This window comes from Natronorubrum sulfidifaciens JCM 14089 (assembly GCF_000337735.1).
Classification (GTDB): Archaea; Halobacteriota; Halobacteria; order Halobacteriales; family Natrialbaceae; genus Natronorubrum; species Natronorubrum sulfidifaciens.
Map to the genome: position 1 here is coordinate 1 of NZ_AOHX01000042.1, position 21343 is coordinate 21343.

The window sequence follows — 21343 nt, forward strand, 5'->3', positions numbered from 1 at the left end:
CGGCAGACGCCGTCAACGCCGCTCGAGACCATATCGAAGGCCCCTTCGCCGTCTTGAACGGCGACAATCTCTACGATCCGGCGGCGATCGACCAGCTGTTCGAGCAGTGTCCGGCCGTCTGTGCGATCGAAGTCGACGATCCGCGCAACTACGGCGTTCTCAGCACCGACGGCGACTCGGTTTCCGGCATCGTCGAGAAGCCGGCCGATCCGCCGACAAACCTCGCCAACGCCGGCGCGTACGCCTTCCCCGCAAAAGCCCGCCAGTGGCTCGAGGTCCCCGCAAGCGAGCGCGGCGAACACGAGATTACCGACGTGCTCGCGACCGTCATCGACGAGTTCGACGTCACCCCCGTCACGCTCGAGCGCTGGCTCGACGTCGGCCGACCGTGGGAACTGCTCGAGGCCAACGAGTGGAAAGTGAGCGACCTCGAGCGCCGGATCGACGGCGACGTCAGCGACGACGCCACCCTCGAGGGGGATGTGGTCGTCGAAGCCGGCTCGACGGTAAAGGCCGGCGTCGTCATCGAAGGGCCAGCGCTGATTCGCTCCGGCGCGTCCGTCGGACCGAACGCGTACGTTCGCGGGGCGACGCTGGTCGACGAGGGCGCGAAGATCGGCCACAGCGCTGAAGTGAAAAACAGCGTGCTCTCTCCGGGCGCGTCGGTCAGCCACCTCTCTTATGTCGGTGACAGCGTCCTCGGCCGTGACGTCAACCTCGGCGCGGGGACCAACGTCGCGAACCTGCGCCACGACGACGCGGACATCGAGTTCACCGTCAAAGGCGAGCGCGTCTCGACGGGCCGGCGGAAGTTCGGCGTCGTCGCCGGCGACGACGTCAAGACGGGGATCAACTCGAGTCTGACACCCGGGCTCAAACTCACCACGGGTGCGACGACGCGGCCCGGCGAGACCGTCGATCGCGACCGGTAGCGAACGAACAGAAGACATTTGTCCGGGCTTGCCCTCCCTCTCGAAGACTACGCATGTCGGAGCCGTACGGACAGTCCGGTCGCGTTCTCGCCGCGGTCATCCTCGGTGCCCTCCTCGTCGGCTCGCTGGTCTGGGTGGGAGCGACGGCTGCCGAGCCACTCGAGAGCCAGTATCCGGACGAGACTGAGGTGACCCCGGAACCCGAGGCGTACGTCGGCGAACAGGTCGTCCTCGGCGGGTTCGTCGTCGACACCGATCCAGTCATGATCGCGACGCGCGCGAGCGGCTACGGGCAGTTTACGCTCGTCGATGTGGACGACCGACTCCAGAACGCCGAGGGGCCACTGGAACCGGACGACCGGGTGAGCGCGTTCGGCACCCTCGAGGACGAATCGACGCTCGTCGTCGAGCGAGCGACGACCCGCCAGTCGTCCGAGACGGCGTATATGTATCTCGTCTCGGCGATCGGTGGGCTCTGGGTCGTTGGCCGGTTCGTCCGCGGGTGGCGCTTCGATCGGCGGAGGCTGGCGTTCGTCCCACGCCGTCGACGAGACGCCGACCGCAACCGGCCTGTCGCTCCATCCGAGCGGTCGCCGACCGCTGACCACTCCTCGGCGAACCCCGACTCCCGACGGGACGACACCGAGCACGACCAACGTGCCCACACGAACGGTGGTGAGTGACGTGGCCGATGTCCTCACACACGTCCTCGTCGGCTACATCATCGGGACGTTGCTGTCTATTCGATACGAGCGGGTCCAGCCGACACATGTGACGCTGGTGATGATCGGCGCGCTCTCGCCCGATTTCGTCAAGATCGAGTTACTCGTCCCTGACGGACTCGTGATGGCACTTCTCGGCGTGCCGTTCTCGTGGTCTCCGTTGCACACCCTCGGTGGGACCGTCCTCGTGATCTGTCTCGGCTCGCTCCTGCTCGCGCCCGAGTATCGAGCACAGGCGCTCGCGCTGTTTGCGATCGGAGCTCTCTCCCATCACACCCTCGACGTGTTGCTCATGACACCGACGGGGGACGCCTACGCCGTCTTCTGGCCGTTGACCGAGTACCGGTTGCCGGCGGGTGGGCTCTACTTGAGCAGCGACCGCTGGCCGGCGCTCGTCGCCGGGCTCGTCGCAGTGGTCGTCTGGAGCGTCGCTCGACGCCGCCGTGACGCGGCGTCCGAAACGCACCCCCTCGGCTAACAGCGTCTCCAGCCGTTCCCGTCGTCTGTGTCTCCACCGAACCGAGTGACGGCATCGTCTGCGAGGCAACCACGTCAGTTATGATCCGCCCTCACCCAGTTCGACGCGTATGTGGCCACTCGGACACGTCGCCGTCGCCTATCTCTGTTATACGATCGCGACTCGAGCCCGCTTCGATGCGCCGCCGGCACACATTCCGGCATTACTCCTCGTCTTCGGGAGCCAGTTTCCCGACCTCGTGGACAAGCCGCTGGCGTGGTATCTCGGTGTTATTCCGACGGGGCGAACGCTCGCCCACTCGTTGCTCGTGCTCGTCCCGCTTTCGGTCGCCGTCCTGGCTATTTCCAGCCACTACGACCGCGGCGAGTACGGGATCGCCTTGACGATCGGCGCGCTCTCACACGTCCTCGTCGATGCGCTGCCGGCGCTTTGGGGGCCAAACGAAAGCGCAACACATCTCCTCTGGCCGGTGGTGCCCGTCGAGGAGTACGAACAGGGGCCGCCAACCATCCTCGCGCTCGTGCAAGACTCGCTGGGCCAGCCGTTTTTCCTCGCGGAGTTCGTCCTCGCTGCGATCGCGGTTGTCCTCTGGCGTCGGGACGGCTATCCCGGCCTCGAGCCGGTTCGAGCCGCCGTCGGTCGCGTCTGGCCGACGCCGGGCTAGCCACCACCGAGCCGACTCGGCACCCTCGAATCGGAGACGCGGTACAATGAGTCTGCTACCGGATCTCTTTCCACTCCGCATCGCAGTCCGGACAGATACGGACGGTCTTGATCTGGTCCGGGTCGTTCTCGGTCTTTAAGGGCTTCCCGCACTCGGCACAGACGAGTCGATCGTAGGTGTCTTTCTCGAGGTCGCCTTCGCGGAGTGCCTTCCGGACAGATTTCATGTTCGACCTCTACGAACGTCGGGGAGAAAAAGACCGGTGCTTTCGCTGAACTGTACTCTTATTCAGACAACAGTTTCCCACAATCAACCTACCTCGTGTGTGATCGCAACCGCCAGCCTATCTGGCCGGAGTCGTGGCCGTTTTACCGGTTCGGTCGAACACTCCATCGATGGAGTACGTACAGGAGCGCATCACAACGCTCCACGATTTTGGCGGGGCGGCTGGCGCGTCGACTGTTCCGCCCGCCGATGCCGTCGCCGAGACGGCCGTTGTCGTTCCGATGGCCGGCCGCGAACACGGGAGTCCCGCCGCCGAACGCGTGCTCTCGGAACTCGAGACGCTCGAGCCGGCTCCGGCCGCGGTCATCATCCCAGTTCGGGCCGACGCCGACCGGATCGGCCCGTTTCGGGAGTGGCTCGAGTCGTTTGCGCTGCCAACGTGTGTTCTCTGGTGTAACGCGCCCGCTGTCGACGAGCTGCTCACCAGCGCCGATCTGGCAAACGGCTTCGGGAAGGGCCGGGACGTCTGGCTCGCGCTCGGCCCCGCCGCCGCGGCCGCCAACTACGTCGTCGTTCACGACGCCGACGCCCGGAGTTACGAAGCCGCACACGTCACCCGTCTCCTCGCACCGCTGACGATGGGGAGTGCGTTTTCGAAGGGGTACTACGCCCGCGTCGAAGACGAACGGCTCTACGGGCGACTCTTTCGGCTGTTCTACGCGCCGCTGATTCGCGCCCTCGAGACCAGCCACGACGCGCCGATCCTCGACTATCTCGGCGCGTTCCGGTATGCACTGGCCGGCGAGTTCGCCGTCACTGCCGACCTCGCCCGACAGCTTCGGACCCCACGCGCTTGGGGCCTCGAGGTCGGCACGCTCGGCGATGCGTTCGATTACGCCGGCTTCGAGGGCACTGCACAGGTCGACCTCGGCTACCACGAACACGATCACCGCGTGGTTGCCGGCGAGGCCGGTCTCGAGGGGATGAGCCGGGAGGTCGCTGGCGAACTGCTGCGTGTCGTCGAGGAACGGGGCGTCGATCCCGAGTACACGACACTCCGGGAGCAGTACCGGACGGCCGGAACCCGCCTGATCGACCAGTACCGCGCCGACGCGATGGTCAACGGACTCACGTACGATCCGGCGAGCGAACGCGACCAACTCGATCGCTACGTCGACTCGATCGCGCCACCCGGCCCCGATCGCCGGCTGCCACGCTGGCGTGACGCGCCGTTCGAGACGGCTGCCGTCCTCGAGGCAGCCTGTCTCGAACCCGAGCGACGAGGGTGTCGAACCGGGCTGGAGTTGCTTGACTCGAGCGCACAAGACTAATCTGACCACCCCCCGTTGTGGCAGCTATGGATGCGACCGCCGACGAACTGGCAGGCGTCGTCGACCTCTTCGGCGGATTGACACGGCCGGAACTCGAGCGAGCACTCTCGGAAGCCGCGTTCCGAGCCGACGGCCAGTCCGTCGACGAGTCGGCCCTCGAGACGGCGATCGACGACGCCCTCGAGTCGTTTGCCCTCGTTCGGTACGAGCGACTACAGGACGGCCAGCCACTGTTGGTTGCCGGCCCGACGGCGTTTCCGTCGGTCCCGTCCCACGCAGAGGACGTCCCGCACATCCTCGACATCGAACCGCGTGAGCCGGACCGCGATGCGCTCGCTCGAACGGCCCGCGAGACGTTCATCGAACGCCTCGAGGCAGCGCTCGAGACCGGCGACGACGACCGAATCGACACCCTGCTCGATGTCAGCTACGACCTCGAGGCGTGGGCACCACTCGATCTTGCAGCCGAGCGCACCCGACTGGAGGCGGCGTTAGCGTGACCTCGCCGGACGCGACCGCTCGGCCACCGACGAGCCGGAACTGGCCGACACAGACCACGACTGCACTCGACGACCAGCACCCCAGCGTATGAGAGATCCGCGTAACCACATGCCACAGACGACGATGACGCTCGAGCCGGTCACGGGACACGAGCCGACCGAGATCGACGATCAGGAATACGACGCAGCCGTGCTCGCGCCCATCATCGAGCGTGACGGCGAAGATCACCTGCTGTTTACCCGTCGGGCCGACCACCTCGGGGAACACCCCGGACAGATGAGCTTTCCCGGCGGCGGTGCCGAACCGATCGACGACACGATCCTCGAGACGGCGCTTCGTGAGTCCCACGAAGAGATCGGTCTCGAGCCCCACGAGGCCGAGGTCGTCGGCCAACTCGACGACATTCGAACGATCACGGAGTACGCCGTCACGCCGTTCGTCGCCCGTGTCCCCGACCGTGAGTACGAGCGCGACGACTCCGAGGTCGCGGAGATCGTCGTGCTTCCGCTCTCCGAGTTGCTCGATCCCGCCAACTACGAGTACGAACGCCGTGATCACCCCTACTACGGCGACATCATCATCCACTACTTTCACGTCGATGGCTACACCGTCTGGGGTGCGACGGGTCGCATCCTCGTCCAGTTGCTCGAGTTGACGACGACGTTCGAACCGCCGGAGCGAGTCGATCGCTCGTACTAGCGCGAGACGGACTCGAGCGACCCACTGGAGGAGATGTATGAGTTCGAGCACACAGGTCAGCGGAGGGACAATGCGACGATCGTTATCCCGATACCGCCCGCGATACTGACGCCGACAGCGACACCCACTGCGAGCGCGACATCGAACTGTAAGAGGGCGAGTACGAGAAGAACGAAGACACCGTGGAGCAACGCGACGAGGAGCCCAAACCTCAGCCACGTCCCTTGTACCGATCCGTCTCTGTTCGACTCCACCATACCCTCGAAATCGTGGCCCACTCGCTTATGGGTTGGGCGGACCACTCTCAACCGATACTGCTGCTACTGCTGTCGCTTGCGATCCGTCTGGAGTTCACCGACGACCGTGATCGACGTATCCTCGAAGTCAGTTTCTGCACGGTCTGCGTCACCGAATCCAGCACTGACGACGCGAGTCAGCGCCTCCTCGACGGTTTCATCCAGTTCGGTCACGTCCTCCGAGGCGACCTCGAGGACGAACCCCGTGGTGATGTTCGGCGATGTCGGCAAGAACACCGTGACGCGACCGTCGTCGGTCAGCCGGCCCGTTTTGAACGCGGTCATTCGAAACCCCTCCCACGTCTCGAGTTTGACCGGCGTCTGGAGCGTCCCCTCCGATCCGAACGTGGTCTCAGTGGCGGTTTTCGACGCGTTGTAGATCACACGAACCCCGGGGACGCGGTTGGCCGCGTAGTCGACGACCGCCTCGAGGAGTTCGCCGACGGTCGTCTCCGTCAACTGGCCGATGCCGTACATCGAGAGCGCAACGACACAGAGGAGCGTCATCACTCGCAGGAACCCGGCGATTCGCTCGCGCATGTACTCTCCGGCGCTGGGTAACACGACCTCGAGCGTGTCGGCATTGAGGATGAGTCCCGGCGTGACACTCGCGAGAAACGCATAGAGAACATAGAGCAAAAAAAGCGTCACGAGAATCGGCCCGATAACGATGAGGCCACGCCCGAAATCCCCTTTCACCGAACTCATGAGACCTGTCTCACACTCGATGGGAGGGGGCCCTCCTACGAGTAGATTGTGGACTCGAGTGGCTGCCGTTGTTGCCCGCGGCTGGTGTTCGATCCGCGGCGACGATCACCCAGCGGTACCACTGCCGGACAACACGATTGACGCACCGATCGCACGCGAACGCTCGTCGCCGTCGCCGACGAGCCGTGAGACGCGATCGGGCGTGTACTGACTGGTGTCCGGCAGTATAAGTGATCCCCGTTCCCAGTAGTTCGCATAATGACTGCTCCCGACGAGTCGGAACTGGCTGTCGGCGCGGATGCGTTCGCTCAGGACGGGGCTGGCCTCGAGGTCGCTGTCATCGGGGCGGGTGCCATCGGCGCGACAACGGCGTACGACCTCGCCCGCGAAGGCGCAACTGTGACGCTGTACGACAAGGGTTCGATCGCGAGTGGCGCAAGCGGTCGGGCCGCGGGCGTCTGTTATAATGCCTTCGCGGACCCGCTCGAGGCCGAACTCGGGGCCGACGCCATCGAACGCTTTCGTGCCCTCTCCGGCGACGAAACCTTCCCGTTCGTCGAGTGCCCGTACGTCTGGCTCGCCCGTGACGGCGACACGGAACGCGCCAACCAGATTCGCGACCAGATCGAGCGCATGCAAGCAAACGGCACCATCGCACTCGAGGCTGACGCCGACGCGCTGGCAGCTCGGTTCCCGGCGCTGCGAACCGACGACGTCGCCGTCGCCGGGATCGCCGGCGCGGCGGGGTACACTGATCCCGGCACATACACCGCCTGTCTCGCTGCCGCCGCAAACGGGGCTGGCGCAACGCTCGAGCCGAACACACCTGTCGAGGTCCGAACCGATCCCTCACGCGTCGTCCTCGAGGACGGCACCGAACACGAGGTCGATGCGGTGGTCGTCGCCGCTGGCGCACATACGAAACAGCTCCTCTCCGATGCCGGCGTCTCGATCTCGATGAAACCGTACCGAGTGCAGGCGCTCATCGCGAGCGGTGATGTCGACGAACCGATGTGTTACGACGCAAGCGGGGCGTTCTATCTCCGCCCCCATCCCGACGGTGTGCTCGCGGGTGACGGAACGGAACTCGTCGAGGCCGATCCCGACGCGTACGACCGCGACGCCGACCCCGAGTTCGTCGACGAGACACTCGAGCGGCTTCGCCACCGACTGCCCGCTGCCGACCTCGACCTCGAGCGGGCGTGGGCCGGACTCTGTACGGCGACCCCGGATCGAGAGCCGCTGGTCGGCGAGCTACGGCCGGGGCTGTACGTTGCGACTGGGTTTCAGGGGCATGGCTTCATGCGTTCGCCAGCGATCGGTGACCGGCTCGCGGCGGACGTGCTCGGCGGAACGGGGATCGATGCGTTCGATCCAACCCGGTTCGACGGCGATGAATCGTTCGAGATCGGCGATGGGATGGCGATCGACACAACACAGTGAGCGTCTGCGACGCGGAACACTCAGACGGTTTCCTGTCGTCACTGACCGCCAATCGCCGACCCGTGCTGTCGATCGGCGGGCCATCGGGACAGCAATCCGTCTCACTCGTCGACGGTTAGCTCGTCCGTCTCGGCATCGGATGCGTCGTCGACCGAGGAGTCTTTCGGAATGTCGATCCGCAGCGTGCCGGTTTCGGTCAGGGTTGCCGTCCCGGAGTCCGGATCGACGATTGCATCGTCGGGGAGGTCGGCCTCGCCGTCGAGTTCCATCCCGCGGCCGGGAAACCGCATCTCGTAGCGTTCGCGAAACTGCCGGAAACGATTAATTCGAATTTTGACAGTCCCCTCGAGATAGCGGACCTGTACATCGTCGGGTTCGACCCCTGGCGCGTCGAAGACGACCTGATACGTCGTCTCGTTTTCTAGAATGTCGACAGGTAACGAGCGGTGTTTCTGGACCTGGCTGTGGGCCCGACCGACGTGGCGGTAGAGGGCGTTACCGACCGACTTGCGAAGTTCACTGAGACTCACGGTGTGTCACCCCTGTGGCTGTCTGCGGGGCCGTGATGGGGACCGGGAGGTGCGTCGAGGCCATGGCTTGTCACAAGCTTACACGATCCCCATTCATATCTCTTTTGATAGAACAAAGAAACGCCTGACGTGCGTCTCGTGTCCCGGCTACTGTCGGCGGTGTCTGCCGTTGCCCGTGACGCGTTCGCGTGTCCATCTCAACGCGTCTCACAACGTCACTTTCTCGAGACAATCGGTGCCGCCACAGACGGGACAGGCAAGATCCGTCACCTCGAGGTCATCGGGGACGTCGTACGTGTAGTGGTTCTCGAACAGATCGAGAAAACAGTCCTCAGCGGTGCAGACGTACTCTTCCGTCAGTGGCATACTCCCCCGTAGGGGAACGACAACCATCAACGCCGGGGTTTCGGCGACTCGAGCACGACGGCGTGCGCTCGAGCGTGTAGTCACCGTTTTATCACTCCAGACGCTATCGGGAGCTATGACTGCCCCCGAGACGCTGTCGGTGACGATCGTCGACGGCTACGTCGACGAGCCCGCCCACTTCGGGGTGCCGCCGTACATCTCGACGTACCCGCGGTATACGGCCGGTGCGCTCGTCGATGCGGGTGTCCCACGCGAACAAATTACGTATCACACGATCGACCGGCTTCGCGACCAGCCCGATCAGTGGCGCGATGTCGACGAGGCCGATCTGCTGATCTATCTCGGTGGGATGACCGTACCCGGCAAGTACGTCGGCGGCACGCCCGCCGAACCGGACGAAGTGCGAAAACTCGCCTGGACCGCGACCGGGACGAGCCTGATGGGCGGTCCCGTCAAGTTCGGCGTCGGCGACGAGAACGCCGGCGCGACGGAAACCGAACGTCAGGACCTGGACTTCGATTTCGTCGCCAAAGGCGACGTCGAGGCCGCCGTCTACGACCTCGTCGACAACGGCCTCGAGGGCTTCTCGAATCGGATGCGCGACATCGAGGAGGTCTCCCGGTGGGCCCAGGAGGGTGCGTTTATCGTCGACCAACATCCCAACCACCCCGACCACCTCATCGCCGAACTCGAGACCTCTCGTGGCTGTGCGTATCGCTGTTCGTTCTGTACGGAGCCGCTCTACGGCAACCCCACGTTCCGGCCGCCGCCGTCGGTCGTCGGCGAAGTCGACGCCCTCTCCGATCACGACGTGAAACACTTCCGGATCGGTCGGCAGGCCGACATCCTCGCGTACGGCGGCGACGGCGAGGCGCCGAATCCCGACGCCCTGCGCCAACTCTACAGCGGTATCCGCGAGGTCGCCCCCGACCTCGAGACGCTTCATCTGGACAATATGAACCCGATCACGGTCGTCAACTGGCCCGAGAAGAGTCGGGAGGGGATTCGGATCATCGCCAAGTACAACACCCCCGGCGACACCGCCGCGTTCGGCCTCGAGTCGGCCGATCCGGTGGTTCAGGAGGAGAACAACCTGAACGTTAGCGCCGAGGAGTGTTTCGAGGCCGTTCGGATCGTCAACGAGGAGGGTGGTTGGCGACCCGGAGAGGAGCCCGCCGACGCGCCAACCTTCGGCGACGACGCCCCACGACGGCTCCCCAAACTGCTCCCCGGAATCAACCTCCTCCACGGCCTTAAAGGCGAACGCGAGGAGACCTACGAGCGCAACCTCGAGTTCCTCCAGCGGGTCTACGACGAGGGGTACATGCTTCGCCGGGTCAACATCCGGCAGGTGATGTCTTTCGCCGGCACCGAGATGTCGGATACGGGTGCCGAGATCGCAAACGAGCACAAGAAGCTGTTCAAACGCTACAAGCGACAGGTTCGCGAGGAGATCGACAATCCGATGCTTAAACGTGTCGCGCCGCCGGGAACCGTGCTTCCGGACGTCCACCTCGAGTACCATCAGGACGGGACGACGTTCGGCCGCCAACTCGGCACCTATCCGCTGTTGGTCGGGGTGCCGGGCGAACGCGACCTCGGGCAGACGATCGATGTCGCCGTCGTCGACCACGGCTATCGCTCCGTCACCGGCGTCCCGTACCCACTCGATCTCAACGACGCCTCGATGGACGAACTCACCGCGATCCCCGGTATCGGCGACCGAACCGCGGGCGACATCGTCATTAACCGCCCCTACGACTCCGTCGGCGATGCCGACCTCGAGACCGAGTTCGACCTCGCGCAGTTCATGACGACGAAGGCACTCGAGCACGCGGATTGACGGCGAAACCCGCGTTGTAACTCGGGATCAGGAAAAATCCTGTGAAAATAACGGTTTACAGTCGGTAGTACTATTATGGAGGCCCGTCAGAAGTGAGACTGAGGGTCTACCTGTGGAAATATCTGAAAAACTCCTGTGTCTGTTCAGTACGGAGGTCTCGGCAGAGGAGGACCGATACGTCATCGAAGTACCACGTCAAGAAGTCGAAACTGGAGATATCGACCCGGAGGACGTCTACCGTGTCGCACTGATCTCCCGTGATGAGGCGACCGATACCGAATCACCGTCGGCACAGCCACAGAGCGCGCCGTCGGAGCCACAGCCACCGGTCGACGTCGGCGAAACACGCTACGTCGAAATTGAAGACATCGGCAAACAGGGCGATGGCATCGCTCGTGTCGAACGCGGGTACGTCATCATCGTTCCCGGTGCTGACGTCGGCGAGCGCGTCAAGGTCGAAGTCTCCGAAGTCAAATCGAATTTCGCCGTCGGCGAAATCATCGAAGAGACGTTCTAAGACACGGCCTTTTTGCTGTGCCAGCTACCGGTGTCACAGCCACGGCATTCCTCTCGAATCCGTCCCCGAACGGAGCACTCGCGGTCCCGGTCTGGATCGGCGTGAGTGTTTACTGTGTTGTCACTTGGCGCACTGAGAGGCGATGTCGACAGCAGAATTATAAGTGATCAAGAGAGAGTCGCTGACGAATGCGTCGCTCAATCGTCGTCGCGGCGGTACTCGTCACACTCGCGTTTCTCTTCGTGGGTGGTCCGTCGCTTCTGTTTTCGCCGTCAACGGCCGACATCGCGCCCGAAGAAGACGATGCATCGGACCCGGAGCTCGTCACACCGGACGGAAGCGAGAGCGGATTCTGGCCGTATCTCAACGCCCGCGAGGCACACGAGAAACGGAGCCCGCTCAACGTCGTCGTTCGAAGTGATGCCGAGACGATCGTCCAACAACTGCGAGAACACGGTGATGAAGACTGGGAGGAGACCGATCACGATCATTTCGATGCTGGGGAACTCGTTGAGTCGGCGACCAACGGAAGCGATGCCGACGACGACGTCGTCGGTGGAGACCTCGCCACCGAACAGACGGAGACGGAACTGGCACTCTCCCCAACGGAGGTGCCATGGTCGAAAGCCGACGGCGCAACCCGACTCGCCTACCTCGATCCGGGAGCCGGTGGGGATGCCTACTGGACGACCGAAACCCTCCAACTCGAGGACGGTGAGTACTACGGCTATCGGTATCATATCCGGCTGTACGAGAGTCCGAACCCGGACGATCAGTGGGTGGTGATGCAGACCCACTCGGAGCACTTCGACTGGTTTACGCTGCGACACCGGGTTGACGGCGTCGAGCAGGCCCAGTATCGCCTCGAGAAGGATTTGATGTCGATCCCTGCGGTCGACGAGCGCGAGGACGTGACGCGGATCAACCTCGGGAACAGCGGTCCCTCCGATGCCGACGGCTGGGCAACGAAAGTCAACCTCATGAGTGCGACCGTCCTGCTCACGGTTGGCCTCGCCACCCGTCGTGACGGCATCCTCGAGCCAGCCAAATCGAAACTCGACGAGCGGCTCACCGAAGCCGATCGAACGCGTATCGAAGCCGCTACGGACCGGATCGAAGCCGGTCATCTCGTGCTCCTCGGGACGATCATTACGATTATCCTCGGCGTTCGGGTCATGGGTGTCGCCCTCGACCGTCACGCCGGGTTCCTCTCGGTCCACATGATCGCAGCACTGCTGTATCCGTTCATCGCGCTCGGGTTGCCAGTTTCGACGTATCTGATTGCTCGTGGGCTCACCAGTCGACTCGATGCTGGAGTCGTCGCGTCGGCCTCGTTCGCCGTGGCGATCTGGCTCGACTACGGGTTCGTCAGCTTGAACTCGCTCCCGATCGACGTCGTGGTCCAGCGGATGCTGGTGGTGATCGCGCTTGGACTGATCGCCGGCGGCGCGGCCAAACGTGCGACACGGACGTCTCCGATCAACGACATGCTGCTCGCTGGCGTCGCAATGTGGGTGCTCGTCCTCGTGGGAACGCTGTTTGGCTACCTCTGACCGCCCACAGACTACGTCGTCGGAATCGTCTCCCGAAACCGCTCGAGATCGTCGTGAAAACAGTCACCGACGACGATCGCGTCCGCGCCGGCCGCGAGGATCTCGGTCGCTTTTTCCCGGCTGTCGATCCCCCCGCCGTACAGCAGGGTCGTCTCCTCGAGTACGCAAGCGGCGGCGGCGACATCAGTCGGGCCGCCGTAGCGCCCGGCGTACTCGAGATAGAAGATCGGAAAGTCGTACACCGTCTCCGTCGCGAGGGCAGCGCCAACGACCTGTTCGGGTGTGTACGCCGTCTCGACGCCTGACGCGGCTGCGGCTGTCGACTCGAGATGCTGGATCACGTACCCCTCGCCGAGGATGGGCGTCTCGAGGAGCGCGGTCGTCCCCTCGCCGGCCACCGACGCCACGTTGCGCCCGAGTTCAGTGAACATGTCGACGTGTTTGCCCACGAAATGGTCGCGGTCGCCGTTGTAGACCGCTGGGACGGCAATCGCATCGACGGCGTCGACGGTCGCCCGGGAGACGTGGGTCGGACTGGACGGCTCCTGCAAGACGGGCGTCTCCGGGACCGCACGCGAAACGGTCTGAATCGTCTCGAGTGCGCTGGCCGCGGTGACGCCGTCGGAGCCACCGACGACCACCAGATCGGTTCCCTCGAGAACGGACAGCTCAGCCGGCATCGCCTTCGCTGGATCGACCTTCGTGATATGCGTGATGCCAGCCCACTCGAGTGCCATACGACCCCCTTCATCGAGCCGAGTCAATGGCCTATCGGTTCCACAGCGTGGCCGCCGGAGACGGCCTTACTTCTCGAGTGGCGTCCCATCGACCCGTTTTGAGCCCTCGGAGTCGTGGACGACGACCTCGCCGGGAGCCGGCGTGGCGGGCGCGTAGTTGTCCCGGACGGCGATCGCTTCCTCGAGTTCACGAACGGCTCGTTCTTTGAGCGCGCCGGCGAGTTCCTCGGCGTCCTCGCGGGAGATCTCCCGCCCGAGCCCCTCACACTCGTGGGCGCGGACGATGCCGTCCTCGTCGTCGGCGTCCCGCGCTGGGAGTGAAACGCTGTCGACGGCCTTGCCCATCGGCTGGCTGGTCCCCGCAAGCGCCACGCTGAACGGATACGTCTGACAGATCAGTGGGCGATCGTCGTGGGCCGTACAGCCGCCGACGCCGTCGGTCTCTTCATAAAACACACAGTCGCCGCAGCTGTCGGTCTGGAGCGCCCATTCGAAGGTCTCGCCCTCGAGGTCGCCGTCGTCGGTCTCGGAGAGACCGTAAGGCATGGGGCGGGCGATGTCGCGCCAGTCGTCTGCGCCGTCGGTGTCGCTCGCCTCGAGGTCTCGAACCTCGTCGGGAAAGACGGTCGCCGTATGGTCGTCGTCGGCCTCGCCCGTACAGCACGCCCCACAGCGAGTACATTCGAAGCCGATCGACTCGATGGCGTCGGCGAGTTCGTCGATCGACAGCTGGCGCGCCGTCTCGAGTTCGGCCTCGAGTGATTGCACACTCGAAGATCGCTGCCAGCGGGGAAAAATCAGTCGCTCGCGGTCGCCCGACTCCCATCCCACGCGAGTCGCCCCTCGACGGCGAGTTTCTCGAGATGGGCAACGACGGTCGCCCGCGCGAGGTCACGAACGCCGGTGAGGTCTTTCTCGTAGACCCCATCGAGAATCTCCTCGAGCGTCGTTGCACCGGTGTCGACCGCCTCGAGGATGCGCTGTTCCCGCCGTCGTCGATGGGCGAGCAGTCGCTCGAGGGTCGCTCGAGGTGTCTCGATCTCGGGACCGTGGCCGGGCCACAGCGTCGGCGGGTCGATCGCCCGGAGTCGACGCAGGGTCGTCATGTACGCCCGCATGTCGCCTTCGGGTGCGCCGACGACGACGCTTCCCTCGCGGACGGCAGCGTCACCACAGAGAATCGGGCCGCCGCGGCCGGCCTCGAGGGCGATGTGATCAGGAGCGTGGCCGGGCGTTTCGAGGAGCCGAACGCGGTCGTCGCCGAGTGGAATCGTCGTTCGTGGCGTGAACGTTCGATCCGGGTCACAGCCGACCACGTCCCGGAACCGGTCAGTGCGGCCGGCTCGAGCCCAGACGGTCGCGTTTGTTTCTTCGGCGTAGGTGGTGACAGCGCCCACGTGGTCAGGGTGGGTATGCGTAACGAGGATATGGACAACGGAGCGGTTTCGAACCAGCTGATCGAGAGCGTCGGTTCGTGCCGCCGGGTCGACCAGTATCGCCGGACCGGAGCCGAGCAGATAGGCGTTGGTTGTCCCTGTTGGCGCACGCGTCGGAACTGGGACCGAACACCGAGTGACGTCCATCACTCGACTGTCTGTCATCGAACGACCCTCAGTGATGCGGTTTCGACCGAGGAGGTCGACACTCGGGACCGCAGCCCGTCTCAGTGGTTGAGATAGTAGACCTGTTTGCGCGCGTCGCGGAAACTGTACCGTGAACCGATCAGGCCGACGTCCTCGAGGCGGTTGAGTGCGTAGCGGACGGTGCGGTCGGGCAGCAGCGACTCCTCGGCGAGTTGGCCCTGTGAAAGCGGGGAGTCGGTTTCTAACACTTTTGCGACGAGTTTCGCACTCGGTGGCAGCTCACGGAGTCGGTCGCGGTATTCGTCCTCCGAAAGGAGTTCCTCGCCAGCAACGCCGTGGTCCTCAGCTGTCGTGCTCATACCTATCTCACCGGAATCGCCAATGGTAAAGCTTCCCTATATGTGGATACGAACAGTCCAGTTTGTATAAGGGACCTCTCTAGAGTATTAATACAGATCGTCCAATTGCAGCGCCGTCTCTCGATCGGAGAGCGAGCCGTTGCGCTCGAGGGGGCAGGACTGTTATGGAATAATTGAAACGATTGACACACTGATCGCACTGTCCACGGTTCTCGCTCACGGGTCGTTTCTCCCCGTTCGCGTTTCCGCGGGTCTCGCTCACGTCGTTCGCTCCGACCCGCGCACGCTCCGACCCGCGCACGCTCCGACCCGCGCACGCTCCGACCCGCGCACGCTCCAAACCGCGCTCCCGTCGTGCGATCAGGTGTGCAGTGACGTGCAGTGGCTACTCTAGTCCACCCCATCGACAGACTCCAGTATCGTTTTATCCTCCCGCTCCTGTAGTTTCGCCCAGTGTGAAAGGACAGGAGTGGTACCAAGCCGACGACGTCGCCGAAGAATACGACGACAAGCGGTTCTCCCAGGGCGGCCAGCTGATCGACCGCCGGGAGAAACAGGCCGTCCTCGAGGCAATTATGCCCGTCGAGGACCGGAACATCCTCGAGATCGCCTGTGGTACCGGGCGATTTACGGTGATGCTCGCCGAGCAAGGCGCTGACGTCGTAGGACTCGATATTTCGGCGGCGATGTTGCAACAGGGGCGCAAGAAAGCACAACAGATGGAGTTCGAGGGAACCCTCGAGTTCCTTCGCGGTGATGCCGGGCGACTGCCGTTCCCGGACGATCACTTCGATACCGTCATCGCGATGCGGTTTTTCCACCTCGCGGACGACCCGGAGGCGTTCCTCGAGGAGATGCGACGCGTGTCACGCGATCAGATCGTCTTCGATACGTTCAATCGCTTCAGCGCACGCAGCATCTACAACTGGGCGCTGCCGATGGGGTCGCGACTCTACTCGAAAAGCGAGGTGAGCATCCTGCTCGCCAAGACCAACCTGACGCTGGTCGACGTCGAGGACGATTTCATCGCACCCTACGGACTCTACCGGGCGATTCCGAACGAACTCGCCTCGCCGATCCGCACGCTCGATAAGGCGATCGGCAAGATTCCGGTGAGCGACCATCTGGCGTCAGTGTCCTACTGGAACACGCGGGTCCGCTGACGCGCCGCTGCTGTGTGTACAAGACGAGCCGTCTCGTCTCGCCACGGCGTCTCCACGTCCCGTTCGCGACGGGCTGACCGATAGGTCTCGTCGTCTCGTAGCGATGAAGCCCCCTAATTTTAGTATCGATGACTTCTATCACAGCGTATGGAGCTCTCGGTAGTCGTCTCGACGCTTAATGACCGGGAGCAGTTGCTGTCATCGCTCGATGTCCTCACCGAGCGGACGCCACCGGCGACGGAACTGATCGTCGTCAACGGCCCCTCCTCGGACGGCACGTCCGGCGTCGTCCGTGAGCGGCCCGATGTCGACGTGCTCGTCGAAATCTCCGAGCGAAACCCGAACGTCTCGCGCAACGCCGGCTTTCGGGCTGCGACGGGTGACGTCATCGCCTTCCTCGACGGCGAGTACGCTATCGAACACAGCTGGTACGACGCCATCGAGCGCTCGATCGCCGGCGGCACCGACGTCGTAACCGGGCCGGTAACCGGCACCGAGACCGATCATGACCTCCGGACGCCGCGGACCATCGCCGGCCGCGATGTCGTCCACTTCGACGGCGATAACGTTGCGTTCGACCGGACCGTCCTCGAGGCGCTCGACGGCTTCGACGAGTATCTCGAGGTCGGCGGCGAGCGAGACGGGGCTCATCGCGTGGCTGGCCTCGGATTCGACACCGACTGGGACGCGGAGATGGCTGCACGATCGGAGGTCGGCACTGATGGCGGGCAGACGGACCGCGACTGGGGGATGGCGTATCGATCGCTCTCTTATCGCCTCTCGAAGAACTACGGGCCACGACCGACTGTCCTCGCCCGGACGATCGGGAGTGCGATCCGTGACGGTGCATCGGGTGTTCGCGGCGTACTCGCCGGCGACGAGACGCCGACGGGCTGGTTCTCCGACGGGACCGACGTCGTCACGAACGCCGCACGTGGGCTTCGGGATGGGCTGTACGCCCGCTACACTGACCGCTCGAGTCAGCGCAACCCCAACGGGCTGTCCGTGCGCCACGACCGGGCGGTTCGTGTCTACGATCGACGATAACGCTACTCGCCGCGGAACTCCGGCTCTCGATCCTCGAGGCGCGCCTCGAACCCCTCGCGGTAGTCGCGAGTGTCGTCGAGTTCGGCGGCGAGTTGCCGTTCGTAGGCCAGTCCCTGCTCGAGTGGCATCTCGAAGGCAGCGTTGAGCGCGTCTTTGGCGTTGCGGAGACCGAGCGGGGCGTTTTCACAGAGCCTGTCCGCGAGCGCTTTCGTTCGGTCGTCGACCGTTCCGGTGTCGACGACCTCGTGGACGAGTCCCATGTCGGCAGCGTCCTCGGGGTCGATAAACGCGCCCATGAGAACGATCTCTTTGGCCTTCGACAGCCCGACCAGTCGGGGCAGCCGCTGGGTGCCGCCGCCGTGTGGGAACGTCCCGAGTCTCGTCTCGAGCAACCCGTATTTCGCCTCGCGACCGATCACGCGGAGGTCACAGGGCAGCGTCAGTTCGAACGCGCCCGCTGGGGCGGCGCGTTTGATCCCGGCGACGACCGGTTGACGGGTCTCCTCGATGGCCTCGAGCAGCTGCGGGAAGACGTCGCGGTCGATTTCGGCGTCGGGGTCGACGCGCTCGCGCATCATGGTGAGGTCCATTCCGGCGGAGAAAACCGGCCCCTCGCCGAGCAGCGTCACTGCCCGGATATCCTCGTCGGCGTCGACCTGCTCGAACGCTGCAATCAGGTCCGTCATCAGGTCGACGGTCATCGCGTTTCGTTTGTCGGGCCGGGAGAGATAGATGTCCGCGCGTCGGTCGTGCCAGTCGATCGCTGCACGTCCTGTGCCAATTGGTTCCATACCACTGCAGACCAGTCCAACCACTGTAAGGTTCAGGGACCACACAATAGCGCTCGACGGAATCGTCCGCGCTTACCCTTCGAGTACTTCGTAGGAGACGTCAGCATCGCGAAGCGTGTCAGTGACGCGGCCGACCTCGTTGGTCGTCACAACCGCCGTGACCTCGAGCCCTCGTTCGGCTCCTTCGGCAGCAACGTTGCCGGTCGCGAACGACACGGCCGGCTCGAAATCGGCCTGTCGACAGGCGACGACGGCTTCGACACCAGCCGCGACGACCAGATCGGCATCGGCGCAGTGTTCGTCGACGGCCGCTGCGTCGGCCGCTCGACTGCCTCCAGTGCGAACGGCGGGGATCTGCAAGACGGTGACGGAACCGGGCTCGAGATCCATGACGCCCTCGAAACTCGTGACGCCGACGTCGGTGCCGGCTTCGGCGTCGGTCGTTGCGACGCCGGTCGCCGGGCCCTCGCTGCTGGGGCTCGCGTGGAGCAAGCCGTTTTTTACGGAGAGCGTGACGGTGTCGCCTTCTTCGATGTCGTCAGTTGCGATGTACGCAGCCTCGCTCATCGCGCCCAGAATATCTCCGGTGACGTGGTCGGCGAACCGACGGACGTCGTCGGCGGTTCGAAAGAGCCAGTCGACGCCCTCGTTCGTGACACGGTACCGCGATCGCCCTTCTTTCTCGACGAGTCCGTCGTCGACGAGTTCGCGGATGTACTCACTGACGGCCTGACTCGTCACGCCGACTTCCTCGGCGATCTCTCCCTGACTGACGGCGGGTTGGCGCTCGGCGATCTGGACGAGAATCCGAAACCGCGTCGCGACCCGTTTGTTATCGAGGACGTCGACCATACGCCTACTCTTTTCCGACCGCGACAAAAAGCTACACGGTCGGCGATGCGCCCTCGTGTCCGTTCGGTGTCCGGTTTGCTCGCCGAGACATGAGGCGTCAAGTTGATAGCGCGAGCGTCCGTCAGGTTTTCATGACTATGCCGCCCCTCTCTGCTGGCACCGATGCGGTGTCGGTCGTCGGCCTCGAACATGCAGGCGCGACGATACTGACGCCGGCGGTTCTCGGTTCGATCCAACTGACGGACCTGTTAGCATGGGTCTCGATCGCGGCGTTTTTTGTGGCGTTGTTGCTCCGATGGCGCGGTGCACTCGAGTCGGCGCGATATCTCGCCACAAGCGCTTGGATCGCGTTCGGAAGCTTCTGGTTGTCGATGGTGCCGTACTACTACTACGAGATGCAAAGCCCCCTGCAGACCGTGTTAGCCCTCGCTGCGTTGCCGCTGTGTGCCTACACCGGCTATCTCCTGTGGGATGGACGAGACTCGTTGTTCGTGCTCACGAAAGCGATCGCGTTCATGGGGTTGATCTACCTCCCGGTCGAGACGATTCCCGTCTTCCGGGCGTGGCTGATCGAGACGACTGCGGCCCAGACTCATTTCGCCATGGAACTGCTCGGCCACAGTCCCGGTTTGAGCGAAGGCGCAAACGGCTACATGAGTCGCTTCGATTTCGACCCTAACGAGACGGTGACGGGACGGACGACCTACATCATCCTCGCCTGTACCGGGATCGGGAGTATGGCCATCTTCGGCGGCCTGATCGCGTCCGTGAAAGCACCGCTGCGGCGGAAGGCCACGGCGTTCGCGCTGGCGATCGGCGTCATCTGGTTTCTCAACCTCATTCGGAACGTCTTCATTGGACTGGCCTCGCCGTGGGGCTGGTTCCAACAGGAGTGGCTCGTCTCGTTTATGACCACGTATATGGGTGCCGAGGAGAGTCGCGTCTCCTTTCTCGTCGCGCACAACTACATCGCCCAGTCGCTGTCGGTCGTCGCCCTCGTCGGCATCACCTACGCGATCGTTAAGATCGTTCCAGAGGTGCTCGCTCCGCTCGAGGAAGTGCTGTTCGTCCTTACCGGCACCGAGTACGACCTCTTCGACGCCCTCGACAAAGAACACGTACGCGCTGACGGCGGCCCTGACCACGAGCAGTAAGCCGTGACNGAGGAAGTGCTGTTCGTCCTTACCGGCACCGAGTACGACCTCTTCGACGCCCTCGACAAAGAACACGTACGCGCTGACGGCGGCCCTGACCACGAGCAGTAAGCCGTGACCCCCCGCGTCGACTGTCCTGTCTCGCCGATCGGCCGTGCACTCTTCGTCCCCGCAGCCGAGACGCTTGTCGTCGCCGACGTCCATCTCGGTCGCGCGGCCGCCTCGAGTATCGACGCCCCGATCGACGACGGTGAGGTCGTTCGCGAGCGCCTCGAGTCACTCCTCGGTCGCACCGACCCGGAGACGGTCGTCGTCGCCGGCGACCTCCTCCACGCGTTCGACACCATCCCTCGCGGTCTCGAGCGCGATCTGGCCGCCTTCGAGGACTGTGTCGACGCGGCCGATGCGTCGCTCGTCGTCACGCCGGGAAACCACGATCCGATGCTCGAGACGGTGTTCGACGGAACCGTGACGAGCGAGTATCGACTCGCCGACGGCGAGACGGTCGTCTGTCACGGCCACGAACCCCCACAAACGTCGGCGCCCCGGTACGTCATCGGGCACGACCACCCCGCCCTCTCCGTCGACGGGCGCAAACACCCCTGCGTTCTGTATGGACCAGGCGTCTACGAGGGAGCCGACGTGTTCGTCTGTCCTGCCCTCTCGCCGCTTGCGGCCGGTGTGACCGTCAACGGGATGCGGACGCGAGCGTTCCAGTCGCCGCTGGTCACCGACGCGGATGCGTTTCAGCCGGGCGTTTGGGACGACTCGAGCGAGGACGTACTGTGGTTTCCGCCGTTGGGGGGGTGTCGGCGGCTGTTGTAGTGGCGTGCTGGCGGCACCGAACCG

Annotated in this window: 26 protein-coding genes; 15 read left to right on the forward strand and 11 right to left on the reverse strand. The window is 64.2% G+C overall.

Annotated features, from left to right (window positions below):
• The 4 genes from glmU to C495_RS12430 form a co-directional block, all read left to right on the forward strand.
• Positions 1 to 932: bifunctional sugar-1-phosphate nucleotidylyltransferase/acetyltransferase (gene glmU, locus C495_RS12415; protein ID WP_008163400.1), on the forward strand; the 932-nt coding region annotated here is incomplete at its 5' end.
• Between the two features lie 53 nt (positions 933 to 985).
• Complete coding sequence (locus C495_RS12420; RefSeq protein ID WP_008163403.1) at positions 986 to 1615, forward strand: hypothetical protein; 630 nt, start codon at positions 986 to 988, stop codon at positions 1613 to 1615.
• Position 1616: 1 nt separating this feature from the next.
• A complete protein-coding gene (locus C495_RS12425; RefSeq protein WP_049890338.1) occupies positions 1617 to 2132 on the forward strand; it encodes a metal-dependent hydrolase in 516 nt (171 codons plus the stop codon).
• A 109-nt stretch (positions 2133 to 2241) separates the two neighbouring features.
• On the forward strand, positions 2242 to 2796 hold the full coding sequence (locus tag C495_RS12430; protein WP_008163406.1) for a metal-dependent hydrolase: 555 nt from the start codon (positions 2242 to 2244) through the stop codon (positions 2794 to 2796).
• A gap of 55 nt (positions 2797 to 2851) precedes the next feature.
• Here C495_RS12430 and C495_RS17870 read toward each other — a convergent pair whose 3' ends face one another.
• On the reverse strand, positions 2852 to 3022 hold the full coding sequence (locus C495_RS17870) for an HVO_0758 family zinc finger protein (protein ID WP_006067948.1): 171 nt from the start codon (positions 3020 to 3022) through the stop codon (positions 2852 to 2854).
• Between the two features lie 169 nt (positions 3023 to 3191).
• Here C495_RS17870 and C495_RS12435 point away from each other — a divergent pair, with 169 nt between their 5' ends.
• From C495_RS12435 to C495_RS12445, 3 genes are all read left to right on the forward strand, one after another.
• Positions 3192 to 4352 (forward strand): glycosyltransferase family protein, encoded by a 1161-nt coding sequence (locus tag C495_RS12435; RefSeq protein ID WP_008163413.1) that lies wholly within the window; start codon positions 3192 to 3194, stop codon positions 4350 to 4352.
• 26 nt (positions 4353 to 4378) lie between these two features.
• Positions 4379 to 4852 (forward strand): DUF7109 family protein, encoded by a 474-nt coding sequence (locus tag C495_RS12440; protein WP_008163414.1) that lies wholly within the window; start codon positions 4379 to 4381, stop codon positions 4850 to 4852.
• A gap of 109 nt (positions 4853 to 4961) precedes the next feature.
• A complete protein-coding gene (locus tag C495_RS12445) occupies positions 4962 to 5552 on the forward strand; it encodes an NUDIX hydrolase (RefSeq protein ID WP_008163416.1) in 591 nt (196 codons plus the stop codon).
• 56 nt (positions 5553 to 5608) lie between these two features.
• Here C495_RS12445 and C495_RS12450 read toward each other — a convergent pair whose 3' ends face one another.
• Together C495_RS12450 and C495_RS12455 are read right to left on the reverse strand one after the other, a co-directional pair.
• Positions 5609 to 5809, reverse strand: coding sequence for a hypothetical protein (locus C495_RS12450; RefSeq protein WP_008163418.1), 201 nt, complete (start codon positions 5807 to 5809; stop codon positions 5609 to 5611).
• Positions 5810 to 5872: 63 nt separating this feature from the next.
• A complete protein-coding gene (locus tag C495_RS12455) occupies positions 5873 to 6556 on the reverse strand; it encodes a DUF502 domain-containing protein (protein WP_008163420.1) in 684 nt (227 codons plus the stop codon).
• A 258-nt stretch (positions 6557 to 6814) separates the two neighbouring features.
• On the opposite strand from C495_RS12455, the gene C495_RS12460 reads away from it, so the two are divergent.
• Positions 6815 to 7999 (forward strand): NAD(P)/FAD-dependent oxidoreductase, encoded by a 1185-nt coding sequence (locus C495_RS12460; RefSeq protein ID WP_008163423.1) that lies wholly within the window; start codon positions 6815 to 6817, stop codon positions 7997 to 7999.
• A 101-nt stretch (positions 8000 to 8100) separates the two neighbouring features.
• Here the strand turns inward: C495_RS12460 and C495_RS12465 are convergent, their stop codons facing one another.
• Both C495_RS12465 and C495_RS18125 read right to left on the reverse strand, forming a co-directional pair.
• Entirely contained in the window at positions 8101 to 8529 is a 429-nt protein-coding gene (locus C495_RS12465; RefSeq protein WP_008163425.1) for an Hsp20/alpha crystallin family protein, read from the reverse strand.
• 207 nt (positions 8530 to 8736) lie between these two features.
• Entirely contained in the window at positions 8737 to 8895 is a 159-nt protein-coding gene (locus tag C495_RS18125; protein ID WP_008163428.1) for a DUF7559 family protein, read from the reverse strand.
• A gap of 115 nt (positions 8896 to 9010) precedes the next feature.
• Here C495_RS18125 and C495_RS12470 point away from each other — a divergent pair, with 115 nt between their 5' ends.
• The 3 genes from C495_RS12470 (at position 9011) to C495_RS12480 (ending at position 12808) form a co-directional block, all read left to right on the forward strand.
• Entirely contained in the window at positions 9011 to 10738 is a 1728-nt protein-coding gene (locus tag C495_RS12470) for a radical SAM protein (RefSeq protein ID WP_008163430.1), read from the forward strand.
• A 112-nt stretch (positions 10739 to 10850) separates the two neighbouring features.
• Positions 10851 to 11255: a TRAM domain-containing protein gene (locus C495_RS12475; protein WP_008163431.1), complete on the forward strand. Its 405-nt coding sequence runs from the start codon at positions 10851 to 10853 to the stop codon at positions 11253 to 11255.
• 188 nt (positions 11256 to 11443) lie between these two features.
• On the forward strand, positions 11444 to 12808 hold the full coding sequence (locus tag C495_RS12480; RefSeq protein WP_008163433.1) for a hypothetical protein: 1365 nt from the start codon (positions 11444 to 11446) through the stop codon (positions 12806 to 12808).
• An 11-nt stretch (positions 12809 to 12819) separates the two neighbouring features.
• On the opposite strand, the gene C495_RS12485 is transcribed toward C495_RS12480, so the two are convergent.
• From C495_RS12485 to C495_RS12500, 4 genes are all read right to left on the reverse strand, one after another.
• On the reverse strand, positions 12820 to 13545 hold the full coding sequence (locus tag C495_RS12485; protein ID WP_008163434.1) for a heptaprenylglyceryl phosphate synthase: 726 nt from the start codon (positions 13543 to 13545) through the stop codon (positions 12820 to 12822).
• Between the two features lie 66 nt (positions 13546 to 13611).
• Complete coding sequence (locus tag C495_RS12490) at positions 13612 to 14313, reverse strand: YkgJ family cysteine cluster protein (RefSeq protein ID WP_008163436.1); 702 nt, start codon at positions 14311 to 14313, stop codon at positions 13612 to 13614.
• Between the two features lie 29 nt (positions 14314 to 14342).
• Positions 14343 to 15128, reverse strand: coding sequence for an MBL fold metallo-hydrolase (locus C495_RS12495; RefSeq protein WP_008163439.1), 786 nt, complete (start codon positions 15126 to 15128; stop codon positions 14343 to 14345).
• 80 nt (positions 15129 to 15208) lie between these two features.
• The gene (locus C495_RS12500) at positions 15209 to 15487 is read right to left on the reverse strand and encodes a helix-turn-helix domain-containing protein (protein ID WP_008163440.1); all 279 of its coding nucleotides are present in this window, start codon (positions 15485 to 15487) and stop codon (positions 15209 to 15211) included.
• 455 nt (positions 15488 to 15942) lie between these two features.
• Here C495_RS12500 and C495_RS12505 point away from each other — a divergent pair, with 455 nt between their 5' ends.
• Together C495_RS12505 and C495_RS12510 are read left to right on the forward strand one after the other, a co-directional pair.
• Complete coding sequence (locus tag C495_RS12505) at positions 15943 to 16650, forward strand: class I SAM-dependent methyltransferase (protein WP_008163442.1); 708 nt, start codon at positions 15943 to 15945, stop codon at positions 16648 to 16650.
• Positions 16651 to 16797: 147 nt separating this feature from the next.
• Positions 16798 to 17697 (forward strand): glycosyltransferase family 2 protein, encoded by a 900-nt coding sequence (locus C495_RS12510; protein WP_008163445.1) that lies wholly within the window; start codon positions 16798 to 16800, stop codon positions 17695 to 17697.
• Between the two features lie 2 nt (positions 17698 to 17699).
• Here the strand turns inward: C495_RS12510 and C495_RS12515 are convergent, their stop codons facing one another.
• Entirely contained in the window at positions 17700 to 18488 is a 789-nt protein-coding gene (locus tag C495_RS12515) for an enoyl-CoA hydratase/isomerase family protein (protein WP_008163447.1), read from the reverse strand.
• 72 nt (positions 18489 to 18560) lie between these two features.
• Positions 18561 to 19340, reverse strand: a complete 780-nt coding sequence (locus C495_RS12520) for a DUF7839 domain-containing protein (RefSeq protein ID WP_008163449.1) — start codon at positions 19338 to 19340, stop codon at positions 18561 to 18563.
• A gap of 137 nt (positions 19341 to 19477) precedes the next feature.
• Between C495_RS12520 and artA the strand changes: the two genes are divergently transcribed.
• Both artA and C495_RS12530 read left to right on the forward strand, forming a co-directional pair.
• Positions 19478 to 20494 (forward strand): archaeosortase A, encoded by a 1017-nt coding sequence (gene artA, locus C495_RS12525; protein ID WP_008163451.1) that lies wholly within the window; start codon positions 19478 to 19480, stop codon positions 20492 to 20494.
• Between the two features lie 114 nt (positions 20495 to 20608).
• On the forward strand, positions 20609 to 21319 hold the full coding sequence (locus tag C495_RS12530; protein ID WP_008163455.1) for a metallophosphoesterase: 711 nt from the start codon (positions 20609 to 20611) through the stop codon (positions 21317 to 21319).
• The last annotated feature ends 24 nt before the right edge of the window (positions 21320 to 21343 follow it).

Excerpts from the sequence above, each read along its gene's own strand:
- C495_RS12435 (WP_008163413.1), top strand. The coding sequence starts at position 3,192 with ATGGAGTACGTACAGGAGCGCATCACAACGCTCCACGATTTTGGCGGG.
- C495_RS12455 (WP_008163420.1), bottom strand. The coding sequence starts at position 6,556 with ATGAGTTCGGTGAAAGGGGATTTCGGGCGTGGCCTCATCGTTATCGGG.
- C495_RS12440 (WP_008163414.1), top strand. The coding sequence starts at position 4,379 with ATGGATGCGACCGCCGACGAACTGGCAGGCGTCGTCGACCTCTTCGGC.
- C495_RS12450 (WP_008163418.1), bottom strand. The coding sequence starts at position 5,809 with ATGGTGGAGTCGAACAGAGACGGATCGGTACAAGGGACGTGGCTGAGG.
- C495_RS12420 (WP_008163403.1), top strand. The coding sequence starts at position 986 with ATGTCGGAGCCGTACGGACAGTCCGGTCGCGTTCTCGCCGCGGTCATC.
- C495_RS12430 (WP_008163406.1), top strand. The coding sequence starts at position 2,242 with ATGTGGCCACTCGGACACGTCGCCGTCGCCTATCTCTGTTATACGATC.
- C495_RS12460 (WP_008163423.1), top strand. The coding sequence starts at position 6,815 with ATGACTGCTCCCGACGAGTCGGAACTGGCTGTCGGCGCGGATGCGTTC.
- C495_RS18125 (WP_008163428.1), bottom strand. The coding sequence starts at position 8,895 with ATGCCACTGACGGAAGAGTACGTCTGCACCGCTGAGGACTGTTTTCTC.
- C495_RS12500 (WP_008163440.1), bottom strand. The coding sequence starts at position 15,487 with ATGAGCACGACAGCTGAGGACCACGGCGTTGCTGGCGAGGAACTCCTT.
- C495_RS12520 (WP_008163449.1), bottom strand. The coding sequence starts at position 19,340 with ATGGTCGACGTCCTCGATAACAAACGGGTCGCGACGCGGTTTCGGATT.
- C495_RS12510 (WP_008163445.1), top strand. The coding sequence starts at position 16,798 with ATGGAGCTCTCGGTAGTCGTCTCGACGCTTAATGACCGGGAGCAGTTG.
- C495_RS12495 (WP_008163439.1), bottom strand. The coding sequence starts at position 15,128 with ATGGACGTCACTCGGTGTTCGGTCCCAGTTCCGACGCGTGCGCCAACA.
- C495_RS17870 (WP_006067948.1), bottom strand. The coding sequence starts at position 3,022 with ATGAAATCTGTCCGGAAGGCACTCCGCGAAGGCGACCTCGAGAAAGAC.
- C495_RS12515 (WP_008163447.1), bottom strand. The coding sequence starts at position 18,488 with ATGGAACCAATTGGCACAGGACGTGCAGCGATCGACTGGCACGACCGA.
- C495_RS12480 (WP_008163433.1), top strand. The coding sequence starts at position 11,444 with ATGCGTCGCTCAATCGTCGTCGCGGCGGTACTCGTCACACTCGCGTTT.
- C495_RS12445 (WP_008163416.1), top strand. The coding sequence starts at position 4,962 with ATGCCACAGACGACGATGACGCTCGAGCCGGTCACGGGACACGAGCCG.
- C495_RS12485 (WP_008163434.1), bottom strand. The coding sequence starts at position 13,545 with ATGGCACTCGAGTGGGCTGGCATCACGCATATCACGAAGGTCGATCCA.
- C495_RS12470 (WP_008163430.1), top strand. The coding sequence starts at position 9,011 with ATGACTGCCCCCGAGACGCTGTCGGTGACGATCGTCGACGGCTACGTC.
- artA (WP_008163451.1), top strand. The coding sequence starts at position 19,478 with ATGCCGCCCCTCTCTGCTGGCACCGATGCGGTGTCGGTCGTCGGCCTC.